Here is a 17,182-nt window from a genome sequence, read left to right on the forward strand (position 1 = left end):
TTTATGATAAACGGTCATATGACTGTCAAAAATTTCATGAGAAAAAACAGGAGAAAAAGGTGAGAGAAAAATTATTTCTAACCCCGGAGACAGAGTCTTGGGTAATTTCCGCTCTTGTAAAGAATGCTGATGTTGGAGAGGGAACCTACTCATTTGTACTGGATGCGGAAGAGAATGGATACGTTGTGAAATTAACCTGCTCAGAAGCAGACTACAAAGCGCTTGTTTACTTTAGCTGTACTAATCCACATTTCCCGGTAGTAGTTAAGCATGCCGCAAATCAGGTAAAAGATAGAGCATCTTGTTTATACCATGCCGTCATGATGGAAAAACTAATCACATATCCACCTGAAGCCAACGTTATCGCCAATCATCTTAACGGCATGAATAACAAACGCAACCCTCTTTCACTTATTTCTACTGCAGAGAATATAAATAAAGGGAAATTCAATAAATACCCAATTTCGCTGCGGTAGGCTTTACATAACCTATGAACATATGCACATAAAGAAATGCAACTCGTCGAGTTAAATCAGCTTAGCAACTGGGGGAAACGTTCAGATGGAAGCCTAGTTATCTTAGATTTAGTGCATTCGAGAAATGAGTAGTGGGTTAATTGATTACTGTTTTTTGGCCTTGTCATTAATTACCCGTACAACAGTGATCTGATAAGGCTTGATTTCATTTGTACGACCAATTGGTTTAGAGTTCACAACAACATCTGCCCTTACTGTAAACTTTCCAGCTAAGTCTGTTGGCAATACACCTGCGCCAAGTACCACTTTTACACGGCGATCAATAAGACCGGTATCAGTCCAGCCCAGCCTTGTTCCTTACTATCTAAGTTAGTCGCTCGAATGTTGAGATCTACATCTGGATAGCTTCGCTCAGTTGGCACATCTTCGATTTTTAGGGTGCTAGGCGCCTTCTGCACAATATCTGAAGGAATGGAAAGTACATCCTGATTTTCCATTGTGATACTTGCTGTGCTGTCACTTTTAGCTGGCTTTACGAACGCGACTGCATCTTTTGCCAGCCCCTTTTTGTCGGAGATAGCTGATTCAACAATGGCCGTCAATTGTTCTGGCTTCAGACTTGCTTGATCCGCCCCAATATTGATAATGACATTGTTATTAATGTTAATGGCTTTCGCCGCTTCCGGGCTCTGCATTGCTACAGCTGCTTTGTACAGTCCATAGCCAACTATAGCCGGGACAAGGGAACCGATCAGTATGTTACGGGTCACTTTTTTCCTGCCTAATGTTTCGCGTATACGAGTTAAGAACGCATCGACTTCTTCTTGATCCTTGAAGAAGATCTTGAGAATGATGTCTTCGGTAAGACTGCCCGTCTGGATCTCTTCGACATAAATGTCCATATGTTCAATAGGGACTGAAGTCACAGCGGTAAGCGTCTTTGGTAAACGTTGCAGTATCCTCTCCAAGGCGACAAGAGAGGATGCTATTTCATGGATCGGGACCGGCTCCTTGTTGGAGTAGTGAACTCGGTGCAAAACTTCCAGTGCAAAAATCCGTAGTCATGTGCAGGTATCATCATTTGATTTTTAGATGATATTAGCATTAATCCTATAAACCCTTAAGCAAATTGCGGTGACATCCGCCATACATGCCCCCCTCCGGTGATGTATGGCGTTCTTTCCCCTAGCTAAAATTCCGAATTACCAGCTCCCCCGTTTCCTTACGGGTTGCTGCCGTTCCTCCCACCGTATAGCAGATCCCAACCCGCTCCATGGCCAGCCCGGCAAACACTTCCCGCATGGCAGGTACATCATTGATGGAGATGATCATCTTTCCTTTGATGGTTCTGGCCAGTTCGGCTAGGAGTTGGTATTGCTCCATGCCGAACGCGTTGCCATAGCCCTCGGTCTGCCAGTACGGCGGATCGCAGTAGAACAAGGTATGGGGCCGGTCGTACTTCGCTACGCATTCGGCCCAGTCCAGATGCTCAATGTACGTCCGGGCCAGCCGTAGGTGGGCGTTTGATAGCTCCTCCTCGAGGCGCAGCAGGTTCAGCCGGGGCGCACTGGTGGTGGCGGTGCCAAAGGTTTGGCCCGTCACTTTTCCACCAAACGCCATTTTCTGCAGATAAAAAAACCGGGCTGCTCGCTGGATATCGGTCAGAGGCTCCGTGCGGGTCAGTTGTAGCCACTTGAACATTTCACGGCTGATCAGGGACCATTTGAACTGCCGCACGAACTCTTCAAGGTGGTGCTGTACCACCCGGTACAGGTTCACCAGTTCGCCATTCAGGTCATTGATGACCTCGGTTTTGGCGGGCGCCTTCATGAAGTACAGCGCGGCAGCGCCACAGAACGGTTCGACATAGCAGGCGTGTTCGAGGAACAGCGGCAGGATGTGCTTGGCCAGACGGCGTTTGCAGCCGATCCATGGCACAAGGGGGTTAGCGTTAGGCATCAGGTATGTCCTTTTTATTGGCACTCCCGGTGCTCGGGTCGTGGCTCGTGGCCCTGAAATGATTTAGTGCCCGGCATCGCGGGCACTTGATGGAGAGTTCGGTATAGCGGCCTTCGGCCAGTTTGCGGCCGCAATGGCCACAGCGGATGTCTTCCAGTGGGGTGTTCATACTCTGCAATGCAAATAAACCCGCTAAACTGTTCAGGCTTTCGTGCACGAAAGTGACAGCCTCGGGTTGGCTTGCAGCTCTACTCTGCGGGTCAGCTGTCCGGGTGGGTGTTAGTCGCACCCACCCGGTCGCTGTCTCTCTATCGCCTTCCGGCGACGCTTACTTCAGCTGCAATTCCACCAGCACACCCGGACGCAAGCACAGCGGCAACGGGTTGGATTGGGTGTGCAGATCCACGCCCCGGTCAAAGTCGGTGTTCTTGATCTTGGCGTAGTAAGGTTGGCCGATGGTGCCCACCGCTTCGATAAAGTCACCCGGCGCATCGTAGATGGCAAAGGTCGACATGGTGCCCAACGGCACTACATGGCCACGGCCAGATGCGATCAAGGACACCGAAGTCTTGCCATCTGCAGTCGGTACTTCACCGGTGTACTCTTCGAAAGTAACGCCACCGAATTTGAATCCACTGCGCGTATCGCCCCCCAGTGCTTCTTGCGCCGCCGCCCAACCAAAGAAGGCTTTTTCTACGTTCGGATGCGTGGTGAAAGCATCAAAGAAGTCTGCATCAACCCAAGCCTTAATGCCGTTGGACACGTCGCCCAGCAGGTTCTTTTCAACGTGGCGGCAGATATCGGCGCAGGCCTTCTTCACATTGAAGGCCGGGTCCGATAGTTTGAACTCGATCACCTTCTTCTGAATGCCGAATTCCTTGAAAAGGTCATACATCAGCTGGCCATCGCCATCCAGAATCTGGCCCTTTGCCGCGCCCAACATCATCCATTCACGTGTCAGGTCATGGCGAGACTTCATATCCTGCAAGTGGTCGTTGACCACGCTGGCTACATCGGCCACCGTCAAGGTGTCGCTGCTGCCAAAGGTGCGAGAACCAATCAGATCGGCCGCAAGAATGGTGTCGTCGTGCGGGATATGTGGCACACCGAAGTAACGGACGTTGCGCGGGTTACGTTTGGTCCGTTGACCCGGACTACCGACGTCCTTGTTGGCCAGCAGATGGATGCGGCCTTGGGCGTATTCGATGGCAACGGTACGGGTGTTGATCCCCTTGCCCTTAAAGATGCCGCTTTGGCCGACCTTGGAGAAGGTATTGGGCAGCAGCTTGATGGACTCGGTCAGGCTGGCGACGTTAAAGCACGGGTCTTTCAGAATGTCCGCAAGCGATTGGGGCATTGTGTTGTTCCTTTATATAGGAGTCGGTGGCGACTATTCGCCAGCACGCTCGGTGATACGGATGCCACGCGCCGACAACTGGCGATAAACGTGGCGATAATGGGCGGGCGAGGCAGACTGGGCCTCACTCAGGACCGGTAGCGAGTCGAGGGCAATCACGCAGTCACCGGCTGCAATGCTTCGGCATTACGCGAGGTCACGCCCGCGTCGGCAGCTGGCAAGTCATGGCGCAGGACGCCCAGCACAAAGGCCAGCGGGTCACTCGCGGCGGCAGACCAGTGGCACGGCCAGCTCATCATCCAATGAGGCCACACCGAGAATGGTGCCACTTAAGAGAGCGTCCGGGCCGACCTGTACGGTTTCGCCGTATTCGTCCGGTTCGCCACACAGCGGAATTTGCGGTGGCAGCTGTTCAGTCACGGAAGGCATACTCTTCTCCTGTTAGTGCGATGCAGCTCGCGCCTTGGCATTGGCGAGCAGCGGGTTGTCGTGGGGTTTTTCTTGCTGGCTGTTCATCGCACGGCTGGTAGCATCCGTACCGGGCTTGACCACGACCGGCGCTGTTTTGATGAAGTCCTGGAAGGCGCTCATGTCGGCGCTACACATGGCCTTGTAAAAACCACGGCTGGTAAGCGCGATCTTGCCTGCCGCCACCGCGTCATCCAGCTGCTTGTCGATTTCCGCCTCGGCCGTACCGGCCTGCAGCTGCCGCAGCGAGTTGGCCACGCGTTCGTATTCCGCCTTCGGCACAAAGCCGGTCATGATGCTGCTGGTCACGGCTTTCAGATCAGCATCGGCCGCTGCACCGGTAACTTGGCGCAAGCTATTCATCGCGGTGGTGGTATCGGCACTGGCGGACTGCAGCGTTTTGATCGCCTCAATCACCGCTGCGGCATCTGCCGCCGGGTCCAGTCCGAGCAGTTCAATCAGTTGTTTCAGCAGGTCCACAGAGGTCTCCATTGAGTTAAGGGCACGTAAAAACAGGTTCGGGACATTGACGATGGCCACGGATATCAGCTTGACGATGCGGCCCGTAGCATCGAAATCGAATACCGGCGAGAGATAGCGATACTTTTTAGCGATGACTTTCTCGGCCCCCTCCGCGACCCATTCGACACGCGCCCAGATCGCACCATCACGGACCTCAAGCTGCTTGATCCATCCGGCGGCCTCGGCCTTGGTACCGGGTCCGCAGGTCTGATGGTTGTAGTCGACAACGGGATCAATCCCCGCCGCCTGGTCAGCGGCAAAGGACTGCAAGATGGCCGGAACATTGCTAAACCATGGCCCACGCCCATCACGACCTTTAAACGTCCCGGCAGGAATGACCTCTACCCACTCGGGAGCCGAGTCACCCTCTGGCAACGAAAGGGTCAGCGCGTTAATGGCCCTGCCAGCGGATGGCATGGCATTGATGGCCCGAAAGAGTTTTGGAGTGGTGTTCATGCCCCGCATTGTGAGCGGGGAGAAATTGGGAAAAACGGGGGAAAGGGTTCGGTAAAACCGAGTGGGGATTGCTGCGTACCCTGTCGATAGCGTTAAAACCCCGTTAAAACTTTCAGGACGGCATTAGGACTGCCATAGATAAGCCATTAGGCGATGAGGATAAAACAGTGCGCTGTCGGCCATTTGTGCGGCTCAACGCCCCTCATCGTCAAAGTGCCGCCCCAAGATGGCCAGCAGCTCCGCTTCAGCGACGGGTGCCAGCTGGCCAGTCTCATCTACCGGCAGATAGGCCCGTGCCGGGATATACACGCCAAGGCCTCGGCCTGCCCGGCCACCCAGCTGTTGGATGGCCGCATAGGCATTCAGGCCATTACCCCATGGGCCGAAGGTCAGATGATCCGGTCCCGCCTCAAAGCTGAAGGCGTACTGGCGCAGATTGTTGGTATGGCCCTGCAGGATTTTCTTGCTTAAGCTAGCACGGTCTGGCCGCGCTTGGATAGCGAGCCATCTTTCTTGAAGTTCTTCTTGCCGCCGTGCCGGATATACGCCGCCAGTGTCGTCGGGGCGTTCGGCTCCCAAGGCTGGCCATGCCAGTCCTTCTGTTCGGCAAAGCGCTGGTCGGTCTCTGCCTTTGCCCACTCGGCAAAGTCCAGCAGTGCCGGGCGCAGGTTGTGGGCTTGCGCCAACAGTTTATCCAGTGCCGGCCAACACTGTCGTTGACGACTTTGATTTCGAAGCTGTTGTCACTCATAATGAATATAGGCCGTGCAGAAGTACGTGAAATATCGCATTACGTACTGCAACCCCGAAAGGGCGTGCACACGCAGGGGGTGGCGTCCTGCCTGCACGGCTATCCTCCTCATATGATCCGCCGATACAGGGCCGGGTTATTCAAGTCCCGTAAATCCACATAGCCCAATGTGGTCAATGTATTTGTCTGCATGGGTATACGCTTCCCGTTCCGATCCTTGTCTTTCACGCGGTAATTTGCATTGATCACGGCTTTTACGTACCGCTTCTCATCCGGGCTTTCCATACCGCTAGATAGATCGGCTCAAGCTGGTCATTGCTTACCTGCTGATAGACCCGTTCAGGCTCCCACATGCCAATAATTGTCTGCATGGCATCGTCCGGGGTAATCCGCTTGTCTGCCTTGGCCCCCGTATCCCGCAAAGCATGTTTCACCTCGCTGTCATCGACCGATACCACTGCCGTGGCCAATGACTCGCCGGTGGCCTGCTCAATCTTGTCGACCAGTTGCGGTGACAGTCCGCCAATATGGATGCGCCGTTTGGTTGGCCGGTAGCCCGCTGGGTCCGGGTAGATCTGCTGGACCAGCGGTTGCCAGCGTTCCTGGACGATCTTGTCCAGTGCCTGAATGTTGTCGACTGCGCTCTGAATGGCTGCCGCCCCGATCCGGGCGGACGTTGTCGCGGCCTTGTCCAGCAGCAGGCGGCCAAGGTTCGCTTGTCCCGGGGCATAGTCCCACCCGTAGTCGATGCCGTCGGGAACGGACACCGGTCCATCTGGCGTGTCCTGCTCGACGTACTGAATGGCCGGGGCTGTGTCAGGTCCAGTCTTGCCGTATTTCTCGCGTAGTTCTTTCTCGGAGACGCCGTAGACCGTGCACTGGCAGCCCCAACCGTTTGGCGGATAGTGGGTTTGCCACCACGGATCATCGGCTCGCAGGATCAGGCCGTTCCGTGCTAAATGCTGCGGCCGTGGATGCAGGACTGAATCGGAGTGCCGGTAGCGCCAGTACGGCCGCGCTTTCAGCATGTCCGGGTCGGTCAGCTGCTGGTAACGGCCAGCGGCATAGCTGGTCTGCAGATTGGTCTGGTAGATGACGCGGGTTCGCCAGTTTCGACCACCCTTATAGTCCCAACCATGCCGGGCGACGATGTCGTCAAACCCGGCCCGGAAATCTTCCAGCGTCGACTGGCTAAGCAATGGCCTTATCGACTTCCTGCCGCAGATCCTCCAGCAGATCGCTGGCCATAGCCCCGGCCACGACGAACGAACGGTCGTGCTGGGCCTTCATGATGTCGGTCCACTGTGCAGTCGGCAGGTTCAGCTTCTGCCGGAAGTAGTCCATCTGAACCGTCCACGGCTGCTTGAACACCGCGCCCAGCAACGCATCATCGGCCATGGCGGACCTCATAACGACCGGCCAGCTCTGCCAGACTAAAGGCGGTGTTCATTACCCGCTGCAGCTCGGTGGTAGGCAAGTCACCAAACCCATTGATCAACCACGCCCGGAACGACGCCAGATCCGGGGCATCGGCCAGTGCTTGGCGAATGACCTGAAGAATGGCTTCCATCGGGTCGGTAGTCTCGTTGGTAAGCTGTTCAATTAGCGGTGCCATCGGGTCAGCCGGTCCCGGCTGCAAGGCGTTAGTCGCCCGATAGTGATTCATCGCCGCTTGGGTCTGAGGGGCTGGCACATCAACCGGAACCATCAGCGCTTCGCCTCTTTGGGGCGTTCCAGACCGAAGCGCTCATAGGTGGACTCCTGACCGACCGGCAGGCTTAAGCACGCACCAGCTTATCCACCACGGCTTACCAATGCGGTCAGGTCTTCCGGTTTGTTAATCCGCAAACGAATGGCCGGGTACTTTTTCTGCGGCCCCAGATTCAGGTCCACCACCGGCTTGACGTAGTCGCGGACCAGCGTGGCTTCCAGCTGCTTGACGTCGGCGTCCAGAATGTCTTCGCGCACTTCGTTATGGACCTTGCCCAAGGCATAGGCGCCACCGCCACTGCTTCCGCCGGTGTTGGTGGCAAGCGTCTGGCCAAGGACGATCTTGCTGGTCTGCTTGTCGAAGTATTCCGTCAGGCGGGCATAGATATCGACCGAGGCGGTTTTATTACCGGCGTCGACAAAGTCGATTTCCATGTTTTTGGGAATGGCAGCGGCCGCATCCGTGCCGAGGCTACGCAGGGCCGTCAGCAGGGTTTCAATGTCCTGCGGCGTGGCCGAGACATCGTATTTGCCGACACGCAGCGGCTGGCCATACGCCTCGGCAAACGTGACCCAATCCTTGATCGCGTAGTTGCTGAACAGAAAAGCCCAGCACGCCATGCGGGCCAGACCGCCCCGGATCAGTACGCCCGACTTGGCCTTGACCTTGTGGGTGATGAATTTGTAGGGGGCCAGCGGATCGCCGTAGATGTTGGTATCCGAGCGCAGATACAGGGTTTCCGGGTCTTCGCGTCGGGTTTGCAGCCAGTACGGTTGCAGATAGGACAAGCCACGCGGCATCCACTGCCGGGCACTGGTTTCCCAGTCGATCTCATGCACGCTGAAGCCCTTGCCGATGGCGTCCAGAATATCGAACAGGTTTTCACTGATCGGGGCCAGCGCTTCTTCCACCAGTGCGGCGGCCTGCTGACTGGCGGCATCATCGCCTACTCGACGTACAGCTCCAGACCAACCAGGGCACGCTTGCGAGTCGACAACTCGGAGCCATAGTGCAGGTACTTCTCTTCCATGTCCTCGGCCAGCCGCAAGTAGGCGCTGGCATCACCGTTCACCGCCTGACGCAGCATGTGACCCAGCAATTCCGGGTCAAGGCCATGGCTGGCAGAGGCAATGATCTGCCGTACCCCGGTGGTGGTCGGGGTGGCGATGGTGGTTTTTAACAGGCCAATGTCAATCGGCTGGCCATCTGGCCCAAGAATTCGCGCCATGTTTTGCATTCCTCGTTGTTACCAGGTGCCGCGCCCGAATCGGGCTGATGCCGCAAACTGTCCTCGGCCGATGCCCTTGTAGCCTTTGGTTGCCAGTGGCGCGGCATCAATCACGCGGGCCGCGTACCGGGCCAAGGCCACCGCAACGGCCACGTCACCGTGGCGCTTTCCCTTGTCTTCGCCGGTGGTCCGGGTGTCCGGGATGCGCGGCACCCCGTTGATGATTTGCACTGCCCGCAGGTCGGCCAGCACATCCTTGTCTTTCGGCAGGCCATCCAGATCGCCGTCTTCCAGCGCGGCTTTGACCGGCGGCATGTTCTCCCGGTACCACCCTTCGGACAGCATGACCTGGTGGATGCGATCCGCGCCGTAGCGCTGCATGGCCACCTCGGCCAGAAACTGGCCGTTACCCCGCGCATCGAAGGCACCCCCGGCAAAGCCCGGCAGGGCATCCAGCAGATGGAAAGTGACTTGCTCTTGTTGGCGGAAGGGCACGTTGCGCATTTCCAGAATGAACGGCACGCGCCGCACCAGGTTCTGCAGTTCGATCAGCGGCACATGGACCGACAAGTCACCGCTCCGGGCGAAGTCTTCCCCGTCAAAGCTGCGGACATCTTTGGGAAGTTTGTCCAGCTCCGGTTGGAGCACTTCATCAATCCAGTCCTGGCAATGGCGCTCGCGCACATAGTCAGGCTCCAGTTCAAAGCCTTGGGGGCACTCGTAGCGCAGCACCGGCGTGTCAGCCGACATGCGCTTTTCGATCAGCAGGCTGGATAGCCAGTTGCCGCCGCTGTTTTTGGGGATACAGCCGTACTCCTCGTCGGCCGACTCGGGGTTCGGGGCATTCTTGTAGAGGTCATCGCGCCATTTCTTCTCGGCTTCGGCTGACCAGGTCTGACCGGTGACATAACAGATGCGCTTATAGAGGCCGTCGGCAATGGCATCATCCAGCGTGATGCGATGCACGCTGTAATCTTTCTTGCTTAAGCCCGCGCTTCCTGAATCAGTTCGTTGAAGATGTTTTCGACACCGTTATGGGTACTGATCAGCCGAACCTTGTTACCCCACATGGTGAGGGCCAGCGCGGCCTTGAGTAGTTCTGCGAGTGAATCGTGGAAAGCCGCTTCATCAATCACCACATCGCCCTGCAGACCGCGCAGGTTGGAGGGACGACTGGATAACGCCTGAATCTTGAAGCCAGACTTGGGGAAGCGAATCATGTAGGCGAGGATTTCCTCCTGCTTGCCCTCATCCCAGAAGGTTTGCTCATACACATCGGCCCGCGCCAGCTCATTGAAGGCTTTGGCAAACAATGCAGCGGCGGCGATGTACTCCAGCGCCATTTCCTTTTTGCTGCCGACATAGAAGGTATTGCAGCCTTGGCGGCGCCGTGGTCTGGCTGCCTTGACCACGTTACGGCTTCCGCCCACGTCAGACCGGTACGGCGTGACTTCTCCGCGATCATGATCTGGGACTCGTCCTCAAACCAGCGCTGTTGGTACGGCAGTAAAACCGGTTGATTCTCCGGGATGGCCTCGGCCACGTCCTGCGGCACCACCACCCCGGCCAGCTCCATCTCTTCGGCCAGGTTAATCTTGCGCGGGCTGCCCAAGGCTTTTAACGGGGCGTGTTCCTGTTCGGCCATCATTCTTTACCCAACAGAATGCGGCGGATGCTGTTTTCCATCTGCTCGCTCATGCCATCCGAGCCACGCAGTTCTTCCAGCTTTTCTTCCTGCTCGGCCAGCAACGCCTCACGGGCTTTCTGCTCGATGCGGGCCTGTTCGTCCAGCCGGAATTTCTTCTGGTTGACGCTGGCCCGGCTCAACGTGGCAATGTTCTTGGCCACCTTGGACAGCAAAGCAATGCGGTCTTCATTGGAGACATCCTCGTCACTGGCCTCCTGCAGGTTGACGATGGAGTCGAACAACTCGGTCTGCACCAGAGCGATCACCGCCTCGGAGCGGGCATCGGTATCGTCCGAGGCGCCTTGCGTCAGCAGTCGGGCGGCCTCAGTACTGGCCTTTATGGCAGCGAAACGTCGTTCAATCTTCTGGCCATAGCGATGGATAGCGGATTTGCTGATGGCAAACCCCTTGTCGCGCAGGGCTTCTTCCAGCGCCCGGTAGCCGCTGAAATTACCTTCAACCAAGGACTGATCCAGCCACTCACGCACGGCTGATGGCAGCATGGAAACGCTAGTGCGTGCCGCCATGTCAGTTCCAGTACTTTTCCGGTCGACCAATACCGGGCTGGCAGTCGATGGTGTACTCGGCCAGATCCACGCCATAGCGGGTGATATCGGCCCACCAGCGGCCAGACGGTTCCTTGCGGACCTTCACCATGGCTCGGTCGACCAGATACTCCAGTTCCTTGCGCACTTCCAGTGGCGACACATCCGGGATGATGACGCGCATGGTCGCCTGAATGACATCCTCGACCAGTTCCTCTGGCCGGGCGTTATACAGGGCCAGCACCAGATACCAGCGCATGCTCTCGCGACGAACTTTGGCGGCATCGATATTCATTGCTGTAGTCCTTTCAGTTGGACGTTTTCAATCTTGAGGGCGATCGAATCGATCTTGGCTTCGATCACGGTCTGGTTGCGGACGTAGTCATCCCGGCGCACGTACTGCAGCGGCAATTCAGCCTGGAAGCGCAGGAAGTCTTTTTCGATGGTTTTCCAGCCTTCAGCCTCGCGCCGGTTCTGTTCCAACAGCGCAGAAAAGCGTTCATCCCAATGCGTACTGGAATCCTTGTTGGCCTTATCAATCGTCTCGAATCGCTGATCCAGACGTTTCTCAATCTCCCCCAGCAACAGCTTGCCAAAGGTGAAAACCACGCCCAAAAAGCCCAACAGCAGGCCGACCAGATACCAAAACTCAACAGTGACCTTCACCGTGGTCCCCCATTTCGGCGCTCAACGGCGCTCTGACAACGTGTGCAACGCAGGCCGGGTGCAGCGGCCTGACGCTCTTTCGGGATTTCGCCCAGGGCAATCAACACAGTGCGTGGAAGGCTTACCGGATGGCACCATCGCCCTGGTGCTCCGCGATCCTTGTTTCGCGCTCTTCCAGCTCCAGTTTCTTGGCTCGATCAAATTGATCCATCAAAGGATGTCGTCGCCTTGTCGATCCACATTTTTGCCTCCTCAAACCGCTTGGTGGCTTCCATGGCCAGCTGGCGATTCCCGCCTAGCGGGGGAATCCGCTGGATCAGTTTTTCCAGACGGTGGGTGGCTTCAGACAGGTCATCCAGCAGTTGTGCTTGTTCGTTCTGACGGACGCCAAGGTCCGCCGGTGGGAGCTGAGTCATGGCGTCTCCGATGCTTGAGTGTGAAACGTGATCAGGCTGTCAAACTTCGCTTCCAGCGCGCCGCACCAGGCACCGTAATCACTGGCGTGAGCCAGGATGTCTTCTGGTGATAACCCGGCACCGGGGCTGCTTGATCGGCTTTTGCAGCATCTCCGGGCTGGGTTTCGGGCAGACTCGGATCACCTGCGGTTCCGTAGCCGAGTTCGGCTTGGTAGAGGCGCAGGCTGACAGGGCCAAGGCCAGTCCAATGCTGACCATCCATGCGTATCGCATCGGGAATCCTTTGCTTGATTTGTTGCTGTTTGGCTTTGAGCTGGCTTTCTGTGGCCAGCAAGGTGACGCCTAACTGGTGAGCCAGCTGGGCGTACTTCTGGGTATCGGAAGCCGCCTTGGCCAGTTCGCGGGATTTGGCCTCAGCCGTCTGGCGCAAGGTCGACTCGTAATCCGCCTTTTGCTTGTCCAGCTTGTCTTGCCAGTCAGGCGCCGCCGCTTGATAACCGGTGTGGTAGATGCCATAGCCGACACCAGCGAGAACGGTGACGATGGCCAGCGGTTTGACCCACCACGGCAGCAGGGAAATGGAAGGAAGATTCATGCTGTCTGGTCCTTGTCGTCGGCTTGCAGGTCGGCCAGCAATTGCCGCGTCGCTTACTGATGCACCACACGGCTCACGGCAGACAGAAAGCCAAACACCGTCGACAGGACAGCAAACGGCATTGGGGGTAACGCGGCCTGCCAAACCGGCAGCAGATCGGTGCCGGTTTGCAGCAACGCGGAGACCAAAGCACACACAGCGGACAGCAGCGCAAAGCGGATGGACCACAGGCGGTGCCAGACCGGGGCGATTGGATCGAAGCGCATTACACGCCCCCCAAAATCTTGCCGGACAGCGGCTTCATTCCACCTTTAAGCCACTCTGCGACGTTGAAGCCGGGGCAGGTCTTCAGCCACTCAGTCGGTTCGATGATCCCGTCGTGATTTTTATCGGGCGACAGGTCACGGTGACCAACAATGCGCGCGGCCGGATACTTCGCCGCCAGCGCTTTGATCAGGCTGGTCAACGCTTGCCATTGCAGCAACGTGAATTGGTCAGTGCCGACCATGCAGACGCCGATGGAGTTGGCGTTGAAACCGGAGACATGGGCACCGACTTCATCCAGACCACGGCCGGTAGATTTGCTGCCATCGGTATCCAGCACAAAGTGATAGCCGATGGACTTTAAAGTAGGGTTAAACGCAGCGACAGCGGCTTACTGACGGTGGAAACCACGGGTACTGTGCCAAACGTCAATGGTGGCGGCGGCCGTCTGGCCATTCTTGGCCAGCTGCTTGCCATTCGGGCTGGCCGAGCAGTGAATGACGATCAAGTTGATAGCGCGGGGCATCATGCCTCCTCATGCTGAAAACATGAGGGCTATCGTAGGGATTCAGGCGGGACGGACGGATTGGGAAGGAGTTCGGTAAAAACAAAACCCCGCTGGGTAGCGGGGTTTGAGTCGGTTACTTACAAAGGCTTTGTGCTAGATCGAAAAGCGGAGCGAGTGGCTTCTTATTTGGTCCGCCGTCAGTGCTATTCGATCCATTCGACGCAACAATCGGATCAATGCTTCCATACTGCGAGATGGCAAACCCGTTGATCCCCCATTTTTTACCAGAGTCATCCGTGAAGACCAGCGTATCGCCGCCGCGTTCGCACGATACCCATCCATGATCAACAGTGAGGGGCCATTGGCTACCCATTTTTGCGGCAGATACCTCAGCGCTATTCACCTGTTCAGATGATTCATGTGCTGAGGATGTAGATGAAGAAGAAAGACTTCTAGCACACGACTTAAACGCCGTCAGACATACCAATCCAAGAATCACGACAATAATTAAACGTACACCGGGCTCAAAATATTCTCCTTACCAGCACCTATCAGAAAAGCTGACCTTGGGGGACGTTCTCAGGAAGCAGCTCGTCGGCCTTGCTCAAAATCTCTTCGATCCGGCGGTCACACAGTTTGAACTTTGGCACCAGTATATTATTGACAGTGGCATTATGTCCCAGCTCCCGGCAGTGTCTGTCATAGTCTGCCCGGATCTCTGCATCACGTAGCGCCCGCAACGCGGCGGCGCATTTCGGTACGTATAACCGCGTGTTCCCGTAGTGTTTGGTCAGTGTTCGGGCTGCATCCACTCCCACCACCTCAGCCAGCGCCGAAAAATACTGGCCTTCCTGCCGGGCGGTTTTAGGAATGGGGAAATGGGTGCCACCCAGCAGGTCGACCAGCTTCATCGTCATGGGCAGGCTGATCAGCCGCACCAACTCGCGGGCGTTTTCCGGTAGCAGGTGCTGGGCACGTAGAATCGCGTCCTCTCTTACTTTTCCCATGCTTCAGTCCCTTTCCCATGGCGGCGGGCATCGATTTCCAGCCCGATCATTAACCGGCGCAGCTGGTCATCATCCAGCCATGCCACCTTCTCAACCTTGAACATGCGGAGCGCCATTCCATCGGCGTAGTCCCATGGCCGTTTCTGGTCAGCCAGCAGCGCTTCAACCTTGGCCATGTAGCGCTTGCGGTCATCTTGGGGATTAGGGCGTTTACCGATGTTTCGCACTGTCTTTTGCACAAAGCCAAGGCGCTTCATTTCGGCCAGTACGTCATCCAGTTGCTGCAAGGTCAGCTTGGTGCTGCTGGTCTTGCCTTCGGCCAGACGGGCGAGCATGGCCCGATAGCTGTCATCCGCCATCTGCAGCTGCTGCTTGGCGATATGAATCTTGGAGATCATCGCCTTGCGTCGGTCTGTCATTATTCTTCTCCTGGTCAGACTCAATGCACGCGTGACCGGCCATGCCGGCTTTATCAGAGGACGGCACCCCAGTAAGTGGATCGGGGCTGGCCGGTCACGGCTGCATTGAGGGTTAAAACACGTTGCGGAGCCTGTAACGCAGGCTCGACACCGGGTTCTAAACGGTGACTTCTTCCGGTGCGATCTGGATGGAGTCGCAGACCTTGCACAGGTGGTTGATGGCAGTGCGGCCACTTGCCCAGGTCACGTCATAGAGCGTGATCCCACCTGTGTAAAAGGGGTCATCTGCGATGTGCTTTTTGAATACGCGCTTACCAACTTCTTTTTCCAACTTGGCGAGTTTTGCCTTGCTCACGTAGGGCTTGAATTTCTTGTTCATGAATTTCTGCTCTGGGTGGGGCTTGTCAGCTGACATCCATTCCCCTTTCCAGTAGCCGTTGACATAGGTAACGATCTTGAAACCGAGTGCCGACGTGCGCTCCACAACCAGATCCACTTTGTAGCCATCACATAACAACCTAACTTGGCCCAACGGATGGGATAGCTTTTCGATCAGTTCCTGTTTTTGCTCTTTGGTCAGTTTCATGTTTTTCCTCGGCTGCTCATCAGTGACTGGCCACCACGCCAGACAGACCGCCTCACGGCGGTTTCGCATGGGTTAAGCGATGGCGTCTTTCAGTGCCTTGGATGGAGCAAAAACGACCTTGCGTTTGGCTTAAGCACTTGAATGGTTTCGCCGGTTTTCGGGTTGCGAGCAGCTCGAGCTTAAGCACATCCTTGACCTTGAACTTGCCGGTGCTGGCCAGCACGATCTCGCCGCCTTTGGCCAGTTCTTGATGGATGTTTTGTTCCAGTGCATCGACAACGCGCAGAACGTCGGCTTTGGACAGACCAGATTTTTCGGCCAGGTTGGTGATCAGTTCTTGTTTAGTCATGTTGAAGTCCCTTATCAGGTGAAAAATTGAATGTTTGGGAATGTTCCCGGTACGCAGGTTGCGAATCAGTAGCCTGTAATTACCAACACTAGGTGGCATCTAACTCCCCGACTGGTTTTAAGTTCTCAACCAAGATGAAGTCGTTATATTCCCTGGTCGCAGTACGGGCACTTGAGTACCAAATCGACGGTCTGACGTTGGTTTAGGCTGCTCGTAAAAACATCTGCCTTTACAAACTTGAACCAGTCAATTTCCTCACTGCAGTTGATGCAAATGGCCATCTAAATCTCCTTTGGAAACATCTCCCATAGCAGTGATGGCGTTGTATGCCAGAACGATTCCATTACGCTCGCTGTGGGATGGCTCGGTAAGATTTCCAGTACGAATCAGCGCATTTACCCGCTCCAGAATGGCTATACGTTCTGCCGCTACAGCATTGTTTTTGGCCTCATTGGCATGATCCATCATGGTTTCCAACGCACGCGCTAACGGGGCCAACTCTTGATGTACCTCTTCGAAATACTTCAGTAAGGCGGCGGGACTTGTCCCTGGATGCTTCTTCATTACCCGCTCAATGAGGCTATCCACCCGCTCCATCTCACACCCCCGCGATATCAAGAGGAATGGGCTGGTACTGGTCTGCCTCGCCAACCCGCTCGTAGACGCGGATGTATGACTTGGAGCACTGCACCCGTACCGAGTCACTGAGGGCCGTCATGGCGCGTTGCCATTTCTCGTCCTGAATCTCCAGACGACGCAAACCGAGGATGCGGCCGGTTGAAATCTTTCCCTCCTTGTCGACGTTGAAGGCATCGTTGATCAGGGCACGGATCTCGCTACGTGCTCCCTCTGTCCATTCATGGACGCATTCATCGATCAGCGCCTTGGCGGCCTGCAGTCCCTCGTCAAACGTCAGCGTGTCGGATACCGCCCGCTTGATCTGGTAGCGGCCATCAAAGGTGGTCAGAGACACATTGCCCTTGGCACCACCGACCTTGGCCCCGTAGCGTTCGCCTGACAGCTCAATGAAGGCCTGGATATCGGCAAAGGCCGTGGCCTTGAACGTGGCCAGATGTGCTTTGACCTCAACGGCTTTCTTGACGATTTCACTCACCAGCTCATCACGGGCGATATCGATAGGCTTGATGGTCTCGACCGGAATCAAGCGTCCCTTGGCGTCCTTTTTGTATCCACGGGGGATGGCATTCATGG

The 17,182-nt window shown here is 56.1% G+C and carries 32 protein-coding genes, 1 other RNA gene and 1 pseudogene; 2 read left to right on the forward strand and 32 right to left on the reverse strand.

Translation table 11 applies throughout. From position 1 onward, the window contains the following. The first annotated feature begins 59 nt into the window (after nt 1-59). A complete protein-coding gene (locus tag GKE73_RS02475; protein ID WP_230368955.1) occupies nt 60-476 on the forward strand; it encodes a hypothetical protein in 417 nt (138 codons plus the stop codon). A gap of 144 nt (nt 477-620) precedes the next feature. Here GKE73_RS02475 and GKE73_RS02480 read toward each other — a convergent pair whose 3' ends face one another. The 8 genes from GKE73_RS02480 to GKE73_RS02510 all read right to left on the reverse strand — a co-directional run bounded on the left by GKE73_RS02480 (nt 621) and on the right by GKE73_RS02510 (nt 5,238). Next, nucleotides 621-782, reverse strand: a complete 162-nt coding sequence (locus tag GKE73_RS02480; RefSeq protein ID WP_230368956.1) for a hypothetical protein — start codon at nt 780-782, stop codon at nt 621-623. Between the two features lie 2 nt (nt 783-784). After that, nucleotides 785-1,402 carry a hypothetical protein gene (locus tag GKE73_RS02485; RefSeq protein WP_230368957.1) on the reverse strand — a complete coding sequence of 206 codons (618 nt, stop codon included), beginning with the start codon at nt 1,400-1,402 and terminating at the stop codon, nt 785-787. A gap of 259 nt (nt 1,403-1,661) precedes the next feature. Next, nucleotides 1,662-2,435, reverse strand: a complete 774-nt coding sequence (locus tag GKE73_RS02490; protein WP_230368958.1) for a DNA adenine methylase — start codon at nt 2,433-2,435, stop codon at nt 1,662-1,664. Beyond that, nucleotides 2,428-2,604 carry a Com family DNA-binding transcriptional regulator gene (locus tag GKE73_RS02495; protein WP_230368959.1) on the reverse strand — a complete coding sequence of 59 codons (177 nt, stop codon included), beginning with the start codon at nt 2,602-2,604 and terminating at the stop codon, nt 2,428-2,430. The genes GKE73_RS02490 and GKE73_RS02495 overlap by 8 nt, the downstream gene beginning before the upstream one ends. Before the next feature lie 159 nt (nt 2,605-2,763). Continuing rightward, the gene (locus tag GKE73_RS02500) at nt 2,764-3,792 is read right to left on the reverse strand and encodes a major capsid protein (RefSeq protein ID WP_230368960.1); all 1,029 of its coding nucleotides are present in this window, start codon (nt 3,790-3,792) and stop codon (nt 2,764-2,766) included. 33 nt (nt 3,793-3,825) lie between these two features. After that, complete coding sequence (locus tag GKE73_RS22225) at nt 3,826-3,951, reverse strand: hypothetical protein (RefSeq protein ID WP_280954707.1); 126 nt, start codon at nt 3,949-3,951, stop codon at nt 3,826-3,828. Between the two features lie 99 nt (nt 3,952-4,050). After that, on the reverse strand, nt 4,051-4,221 hold the full coding sequence (locus GKE73_RS02505; RefSeq protein WP_230368961.1) for a hypothetical protein: 171 nt from the start codon (nt 4,219-4,221) through the stop codon (nt 4,051-4,053). 12 nt (nt 4,222-4,233) lie between these two features. Further along, nucleotides 4,234-5,238, reverse strand: a complete 1,005-nt coding sequence (locus tag GKE73_RS02510) for a phage protease (protein ID WP_230368962.1) — start codon at nt 5,236-5,238, stop codon at nt 4,234-4,236. A gap of 342 nt (nt 5,239-5,580) precedes the next feature. On the opposite strand from GKE73_RS02510, the gene GKE73_RS22230 reads away from it, so the two are divergent. Next, complete coding sequence (locus GKE73_RS22230) at nt 5,581-5,709, forward strand: hypothetical protein (RefSeq protein WP_280954708.1); 129 nt, start codon at nt 5,581-5,583, stop codon at nt 5,707-5,709. On the opposite strand, the gene GKE73_RS02515 is transcribed toward GKE73_RS22230, so the two are convergent. From GKE73_RS02515 to GKE73_RS02615, 24 genes and pseudogenes are all read right to left on the reverse strand, one after another. Further along, nucleotides 5,706-5,924 (reverse strand): phage virion morphogenesis protein, encoded by a 219-nt coding sequence (locus tag GKE73_RS02515; RefSeq protein ID WP_230368963.1) that lies wholly within the window; start codon nt 5,922-5,924, stop codon nt 5,706-5,708. The genes GKE73_RS22230 and GKE73_RS02515 overlap by 4 nt on opposite strands. Before the next feature lie 319 nt (nt 5,925-6,243). Then, entirely contained in the window at nt 6,244-7,188 is a 945-nt protein-coding gene (locus GKE73_RS02520) for a phage head morphogenesis protein (protein WP_230368964.1), read from the reverse strand. Beyond that, complete coding sequence (locus GKE73_RS02525) at nt 7,181-7,387, reverse strand: putative phage head morphogenesis protein (protein WP_230368965.1); 207 nt, start codon at nt 7,385-7,387, stop codon at nt 7,181-7,183. Before GKE73_RS02525 ends, GKE73_RS02520 begins: the two co-directional genes overlap by 8 nt. Next, nucleotides 7,377-7,697: a phage portal protein family protein gene (locus GKE73_RS22235; RefSeq protein ID WP_280954709.1), complete on the reverse strand. Its 321-nt coding sequence runs from the start codon at nt 7,695-7,697 to the stop codon at nt 7,377-7,379. Before GKE73_RS22235 ends, GKE73_RS02525 begins: the two co-directional genes overlap by 11 nt. A gap of 86 nt (nt 7,698-7,783) precedes the next feature. Then, complete coding sequence (locus GKE73_RS02530) at nt 7,784-8,611, reverse strand: phage portal protein family protein (RefSeq protein WP_312854343.1); 828 nt, start codon at nt 8,609-8,611, stop codon at nt 7,784-7,786. Nucleotides 8,612-8,646: 35 nt separating this feature from the next. Next, entirely contained in the window at nt 8,647-8,928 is a 282-nt protein-coding gene (locus tag GKE73_RS26435; protein WP_230368966.1) for a phage portal protein family protein, read from the reverse strand. 18 nt (nt 8,929-8,946) lie between these two features. Then, entirely contained in the window at nt 8,947-9,894 is a 948-nt protein-coding gene (locus tag GKE73_RS02540; RefSeq protein ID WP_230368967.1) for a hypothetical protein, read from the reverse strand. A 17-nt stretch (nt 9,895-9,911) separates the two neighbouring features. After that, on the reverse strand, nt 9,912-10,358 hold the full coding sequence (locus GKE73_RS02545) for a hypothetical protein (RefSeq protein WP_230368968.1): 447 nt from the start codon (nt 10,356-10,358) through the stop codon (nt 9,912-9,914). A 214-nt stretch (nt 10,359-10,572) separates the two neighbouring features. Next, the gene (locus GKE73_RS02550; protein ID WP_230368969.1) at nt 10,573-11,142 is read right to left on the reverse strand and encodes a DUF3486 family protein; all 570 of its coding nucleotides are present in this window, start codon (nt 11,140-11,142) and stop codon (nt 10,573-10,575) included. A 1-nt stretch (nt 11,143) separates the two neighbouring features. After that, complete coding sequence (locus GKE73_RS02555) at nt 11,144-11,455, reverse strand: hypothetical protein (protein WP_230368970.1); 312 nt, start codon at nt 11,453-11,455, stop codon at nt 11,144-11,146. Further along, the gene (locus GKE73_RS02560; protein ID WP_230368971.1) at nt 11,452-11,826 is read right to left on the reverse strand and encodes a hypothetical protein; all 375 of its coding nucleotides are present in this window, start codon (nt 11,824-11,826) and stop codon (nt 11,452-11,454) included. Before GKE73_RS02560 ends, GKE73_RS02555 begins: the two co-directional genes overlap by 4 nt. Before the next feature lie 197 nt (nt 11,827-12,023). Beyond that, a complete protein-coding gene (locus GKE73_RS02565) occupies nt 12,024-12,242 on the reverse strand; it encodes an Acb2/Tad1 domain-containing protein (RefSeq protein WP_230368972.1) in 219 nt (72 codons plus the stop codon). A gap of 31 nt (nt 12,243-12,273) precedes the next feature. Beyond that, the gene (locus GKE73_RS02570; RefSeq protein WP_230368973.1) at nt 12,274-12,837 is read right to left on the reverse strand and encodes a hypothetical protein; all 564 of its coding nucleotides are present in this window, start codon (nt 12,835-12,837) and stop codon (nt 12,274-12,276) included. A 53-nt stretch (nt 12,838-12,890) separates the two neighbouring features. Continuing rightward, entirely contained in the window at nt 12,891-13,103 is a 213-nt protein-coding gene (locus tag GKE73_RS02575; protein ID WP_230368974.1) for a DUF7940 domain-containing protein, read from the reverse strand. Next, nucleotides 13,103-13,456: an N-acetylmuramoyl-L-alanine amidase gene (locus tag GKE73_RS02580; RefSeq protein ID WP_312854534.1), complete on the reverse strand. Its 354-nt coding sequence runs from the start codon at nt 13,454-13,456 to the stop codon at nt 13,103-13,105. The genes GKE73_RS02575 and GKE73_RS02580 overlap by 1 nt, the downstream gene beginning before the upstream one ends. A 36-nt stretch (nt 13,457-13,492) precedes the next feature. Further along, nucleotides 13,493-13,627 (reverse strand): hypothetical protein, encoded by a 135-nt coding sequence (locus tag GKE73_RS22240; RefSeq protein WP_280954710.1) that lies wholly within the window; start codon nt 13,625-13,627, stop codon nt 13,493-13,495. 115 nt (nt 13,628-13,742) lie between these two features. Next, the gene (locus GKE73_RS25305) at nt 13,743-14,108 is read right to left on the reverse strand and encodes a DUF2511 domain-containing protein (RefSeq protein ID WP_376767258.1); all 366 of its coding nucleotides are present in this window, start codon (nt 14,106-14,108) and stop codon (nt 13,743-13,745) included. Nucleotides 14,109-14,160: 52 nt separating this feature from the next. Next, nucleotides 14,161-14,616 carry a Mor transcription activator family protein gene (locus GKE73_RS02585; protein WP_230368976.1) on the reverse strand — a complete coding sequence of 152 codons (456 nt, stop codon included), beginning with the start codon at nt 14,614-14,616 and terminating at the stop codon, nt 14,161-14,163. After that, on the reverse strand, nt 14,604-15,035 hold the full coding sequence (locus GKE73_RS02590) for a gp16 family protein (protein ID WP_230368977.1): 432 nt from the start codon (nt 15,033-15,035) through the stop codon (nt 14,604-14,606). Before GKE73_RS02590 ends, GKE73_RS02585 begins: the two co-directional genes overlap by 13 nt. A 157-nt stretch (nt 15,036-15,192) precedes the next feature. Further along, on the reverse strand, nt 15,193-15,621 hold the full coding sequence (locus tag GKE73_RS02595) for a hypothetical protein (protein WP_230368978.1): 429 nt from the start codon (nt 15,619-15,621) through the stop codon (nt 15,193-15,195). A 6-nt stretch (nt 15,622-15,627) separates the two neighbouring features. Further along, an RNA gene (locus tag GKE73_RS02600) (hammerhead ribozyme type II) lies at nt 15,628-15,690 on the reverse strand. 178 nt (nt 15,691-15,868) lie between these two features. Next, a pseudogene (locus GKE73_RS24500) lies at nt 15,869-16,069 on the reverse strand (HU family DNA-binding protein); the annotation flags it as partial. 156 nt (nt 16,070-16,225) lie between these two features. After that, nucleotides 16,226-16,558: a hypothetical protein gene (locus tag GKE73_RS02610; RefSeq protein ID WP_230368979.1), complete on the reverse strand. Its 333-nt coding sequence runs from the start codon at nt 16,556-16,558 to the stop codon at nt 16,226-16,228. Between the two features lie 10 nt (nt 16,559-16,568). Continuing rightward, a complete protein-coding gene (locus GKE73_RS02615) occupies nt 16,569-17,180 on the reverse strand; it encodes a DUF3164 family protein (RefSeq protein ID WP_230368980.1) in 612 nt (203 codons plus the stop codon). Nucleotides 17,181-17,182: the final 2 nt, after the last annotated feature.

The sequence above is a fragment of the Paludibacterium denitrificans genome, from assembly GCF_009707705.1.
GTDB classification, from domain to species: domain Bacteria; phylum Pseudomonadota; class Gammaproteobacteria; order Burkholderiales; family Chromobacteriaceae; genus Paludibacterium_A; species Paludibacterium_A denitrificans.

Excerpts from the sequence above, each read along its gene's own strand:
- GKE73_RS02490 (WP_230368958.1), bottom strand. The coding sequence starts at position 2,435 with ATGCCTAACGCTAACCCCCTTGTGCCATGGATCGGCTGCAAACGCCGT.
- GKE73_RS02495 (WP_230368959.1), bottom strand. The coding sequence starts at position 2,604 with ATGAACACCCCACTGGAAGACATCCGCTGTGGCCATTGCGGCCGCAAA.
- GKE73_RS02500 (WP_230368960.1), bottom strand. The coding sequence starts at position 3,792 with ATGCCCCAATCGCTTGCGGACATTCTGAAAGACCCGTGCTTTAACGTC.
- GKE73_RS02505 (WP_230368961.1), bottom strand. The coding sequence starts at position 4,221 with ATGCCTTCCGTGACTGAACAGCTGCCACCGCAAATTCCGCTGTGTGGC.
- GKE73_RS02510 (WP_230368962.1), bottom strand. The coding sequence starts at position 5,238 with ATGAACACCACTCCAAAACTCTTTCGGGCCATCAATGCCATGCCATCC.
- GKE73_RS02525 (WP_230368965.1), bottom strand. The coding sequence starts at position 7,387 with ATGGCCGATGATGCGTTGCTGGGCGCGGTGTTCAAGCAGCCGTGGACG.
- GKE73_RS22235 (WP_280954709.1), bottom strand. The coding sequence starts at position 7,697 with ATGGTTCCGGTTGATGTGCCAGCCCCTCAGACCCAAGCGGCGATGAAT.
- GKE73_RS26435 (WP_230368966.1), bottom strand. The coding sequence starts at position 8,928 with ATGGCGCGAATTCTTGGGCCAGATGGCCAGCCGATTGACATTGGCCTG.
- GKE73_RS02550 (WP_230368969.1), bottom strand. The coding sequence starts at position 11,142 with ATGGCGGCACGCACTAGCGTTTCCATGCTGCCATCAGCCGTGCGTGAG.
- GKE73_RS02555 (WP_230368970.1), bottom strand. The coding sequence starts at position 11,455 with ATGAATATCGATGCCGCCAAAGTTCGTCGCGAGAGCATGCGCTGGTAT.
- GKE73_RS02565 (WP_230368972.1), bottom strand. The coding sequence starts at position 12,242 with ATGACTCAGCTCCCACCGGCGGACCTTGGCGTCCGTCAGAACGAACAA.
- GKE73_RS02570 (WP_230368973.1), bottom strand. The coding sequence starts at position 12,837 with ATGAATCTTCCTTCCATTTCCCTGCTGCCGTGGTGGGTCAAACCGCTG.
- GKE73_RS02575 (WP_230368974.1), bottom strand. The coding sequence starts at position 13,103 with ATGCGCTTCGATCCAATCGCCCCGGTCTGGCACCGCCTGTGGTCCATC.
- GKE73_RS22240 (WP_280954710.1), bottom strand. The coding sequence starts at position 13,627 with ATGCCCCGCGCTATCAACTTGATCGTCATTCACTGCTCGGCCAGCCCG.
- GKE73_RS02585 (WP_230368976.1), bottom strand. The coding sequence starts at position 14,616 with ATGGGAAAAGTAAGAGAGGACGCGATTCTACGTGCCCAGCACCTGCTA.
- GKE73_RS02590 (WP_230368977.1), bottom strand. The coding sequence starts at position 15,035 with ATGACAGACCGACGCAAGGCGATGATCTCCAAGATTCATATCGCCAAG.
- GKE73_RS02595 (WP_230368978.1), bottom strand. The coding sequence starts at position 15,621 with ATGAAACTGACCAAAGAGCAAAAACAGGAACTGATCGAAAAGCTATCC.
- GKE73_RS02615 (WP_230368980.1), bottom strand. The coding sequence starts at position 17,180 with ATGAATGCCATCCCCCGTGGATACAAAAAGGACGCCAAGGGACGCTTG.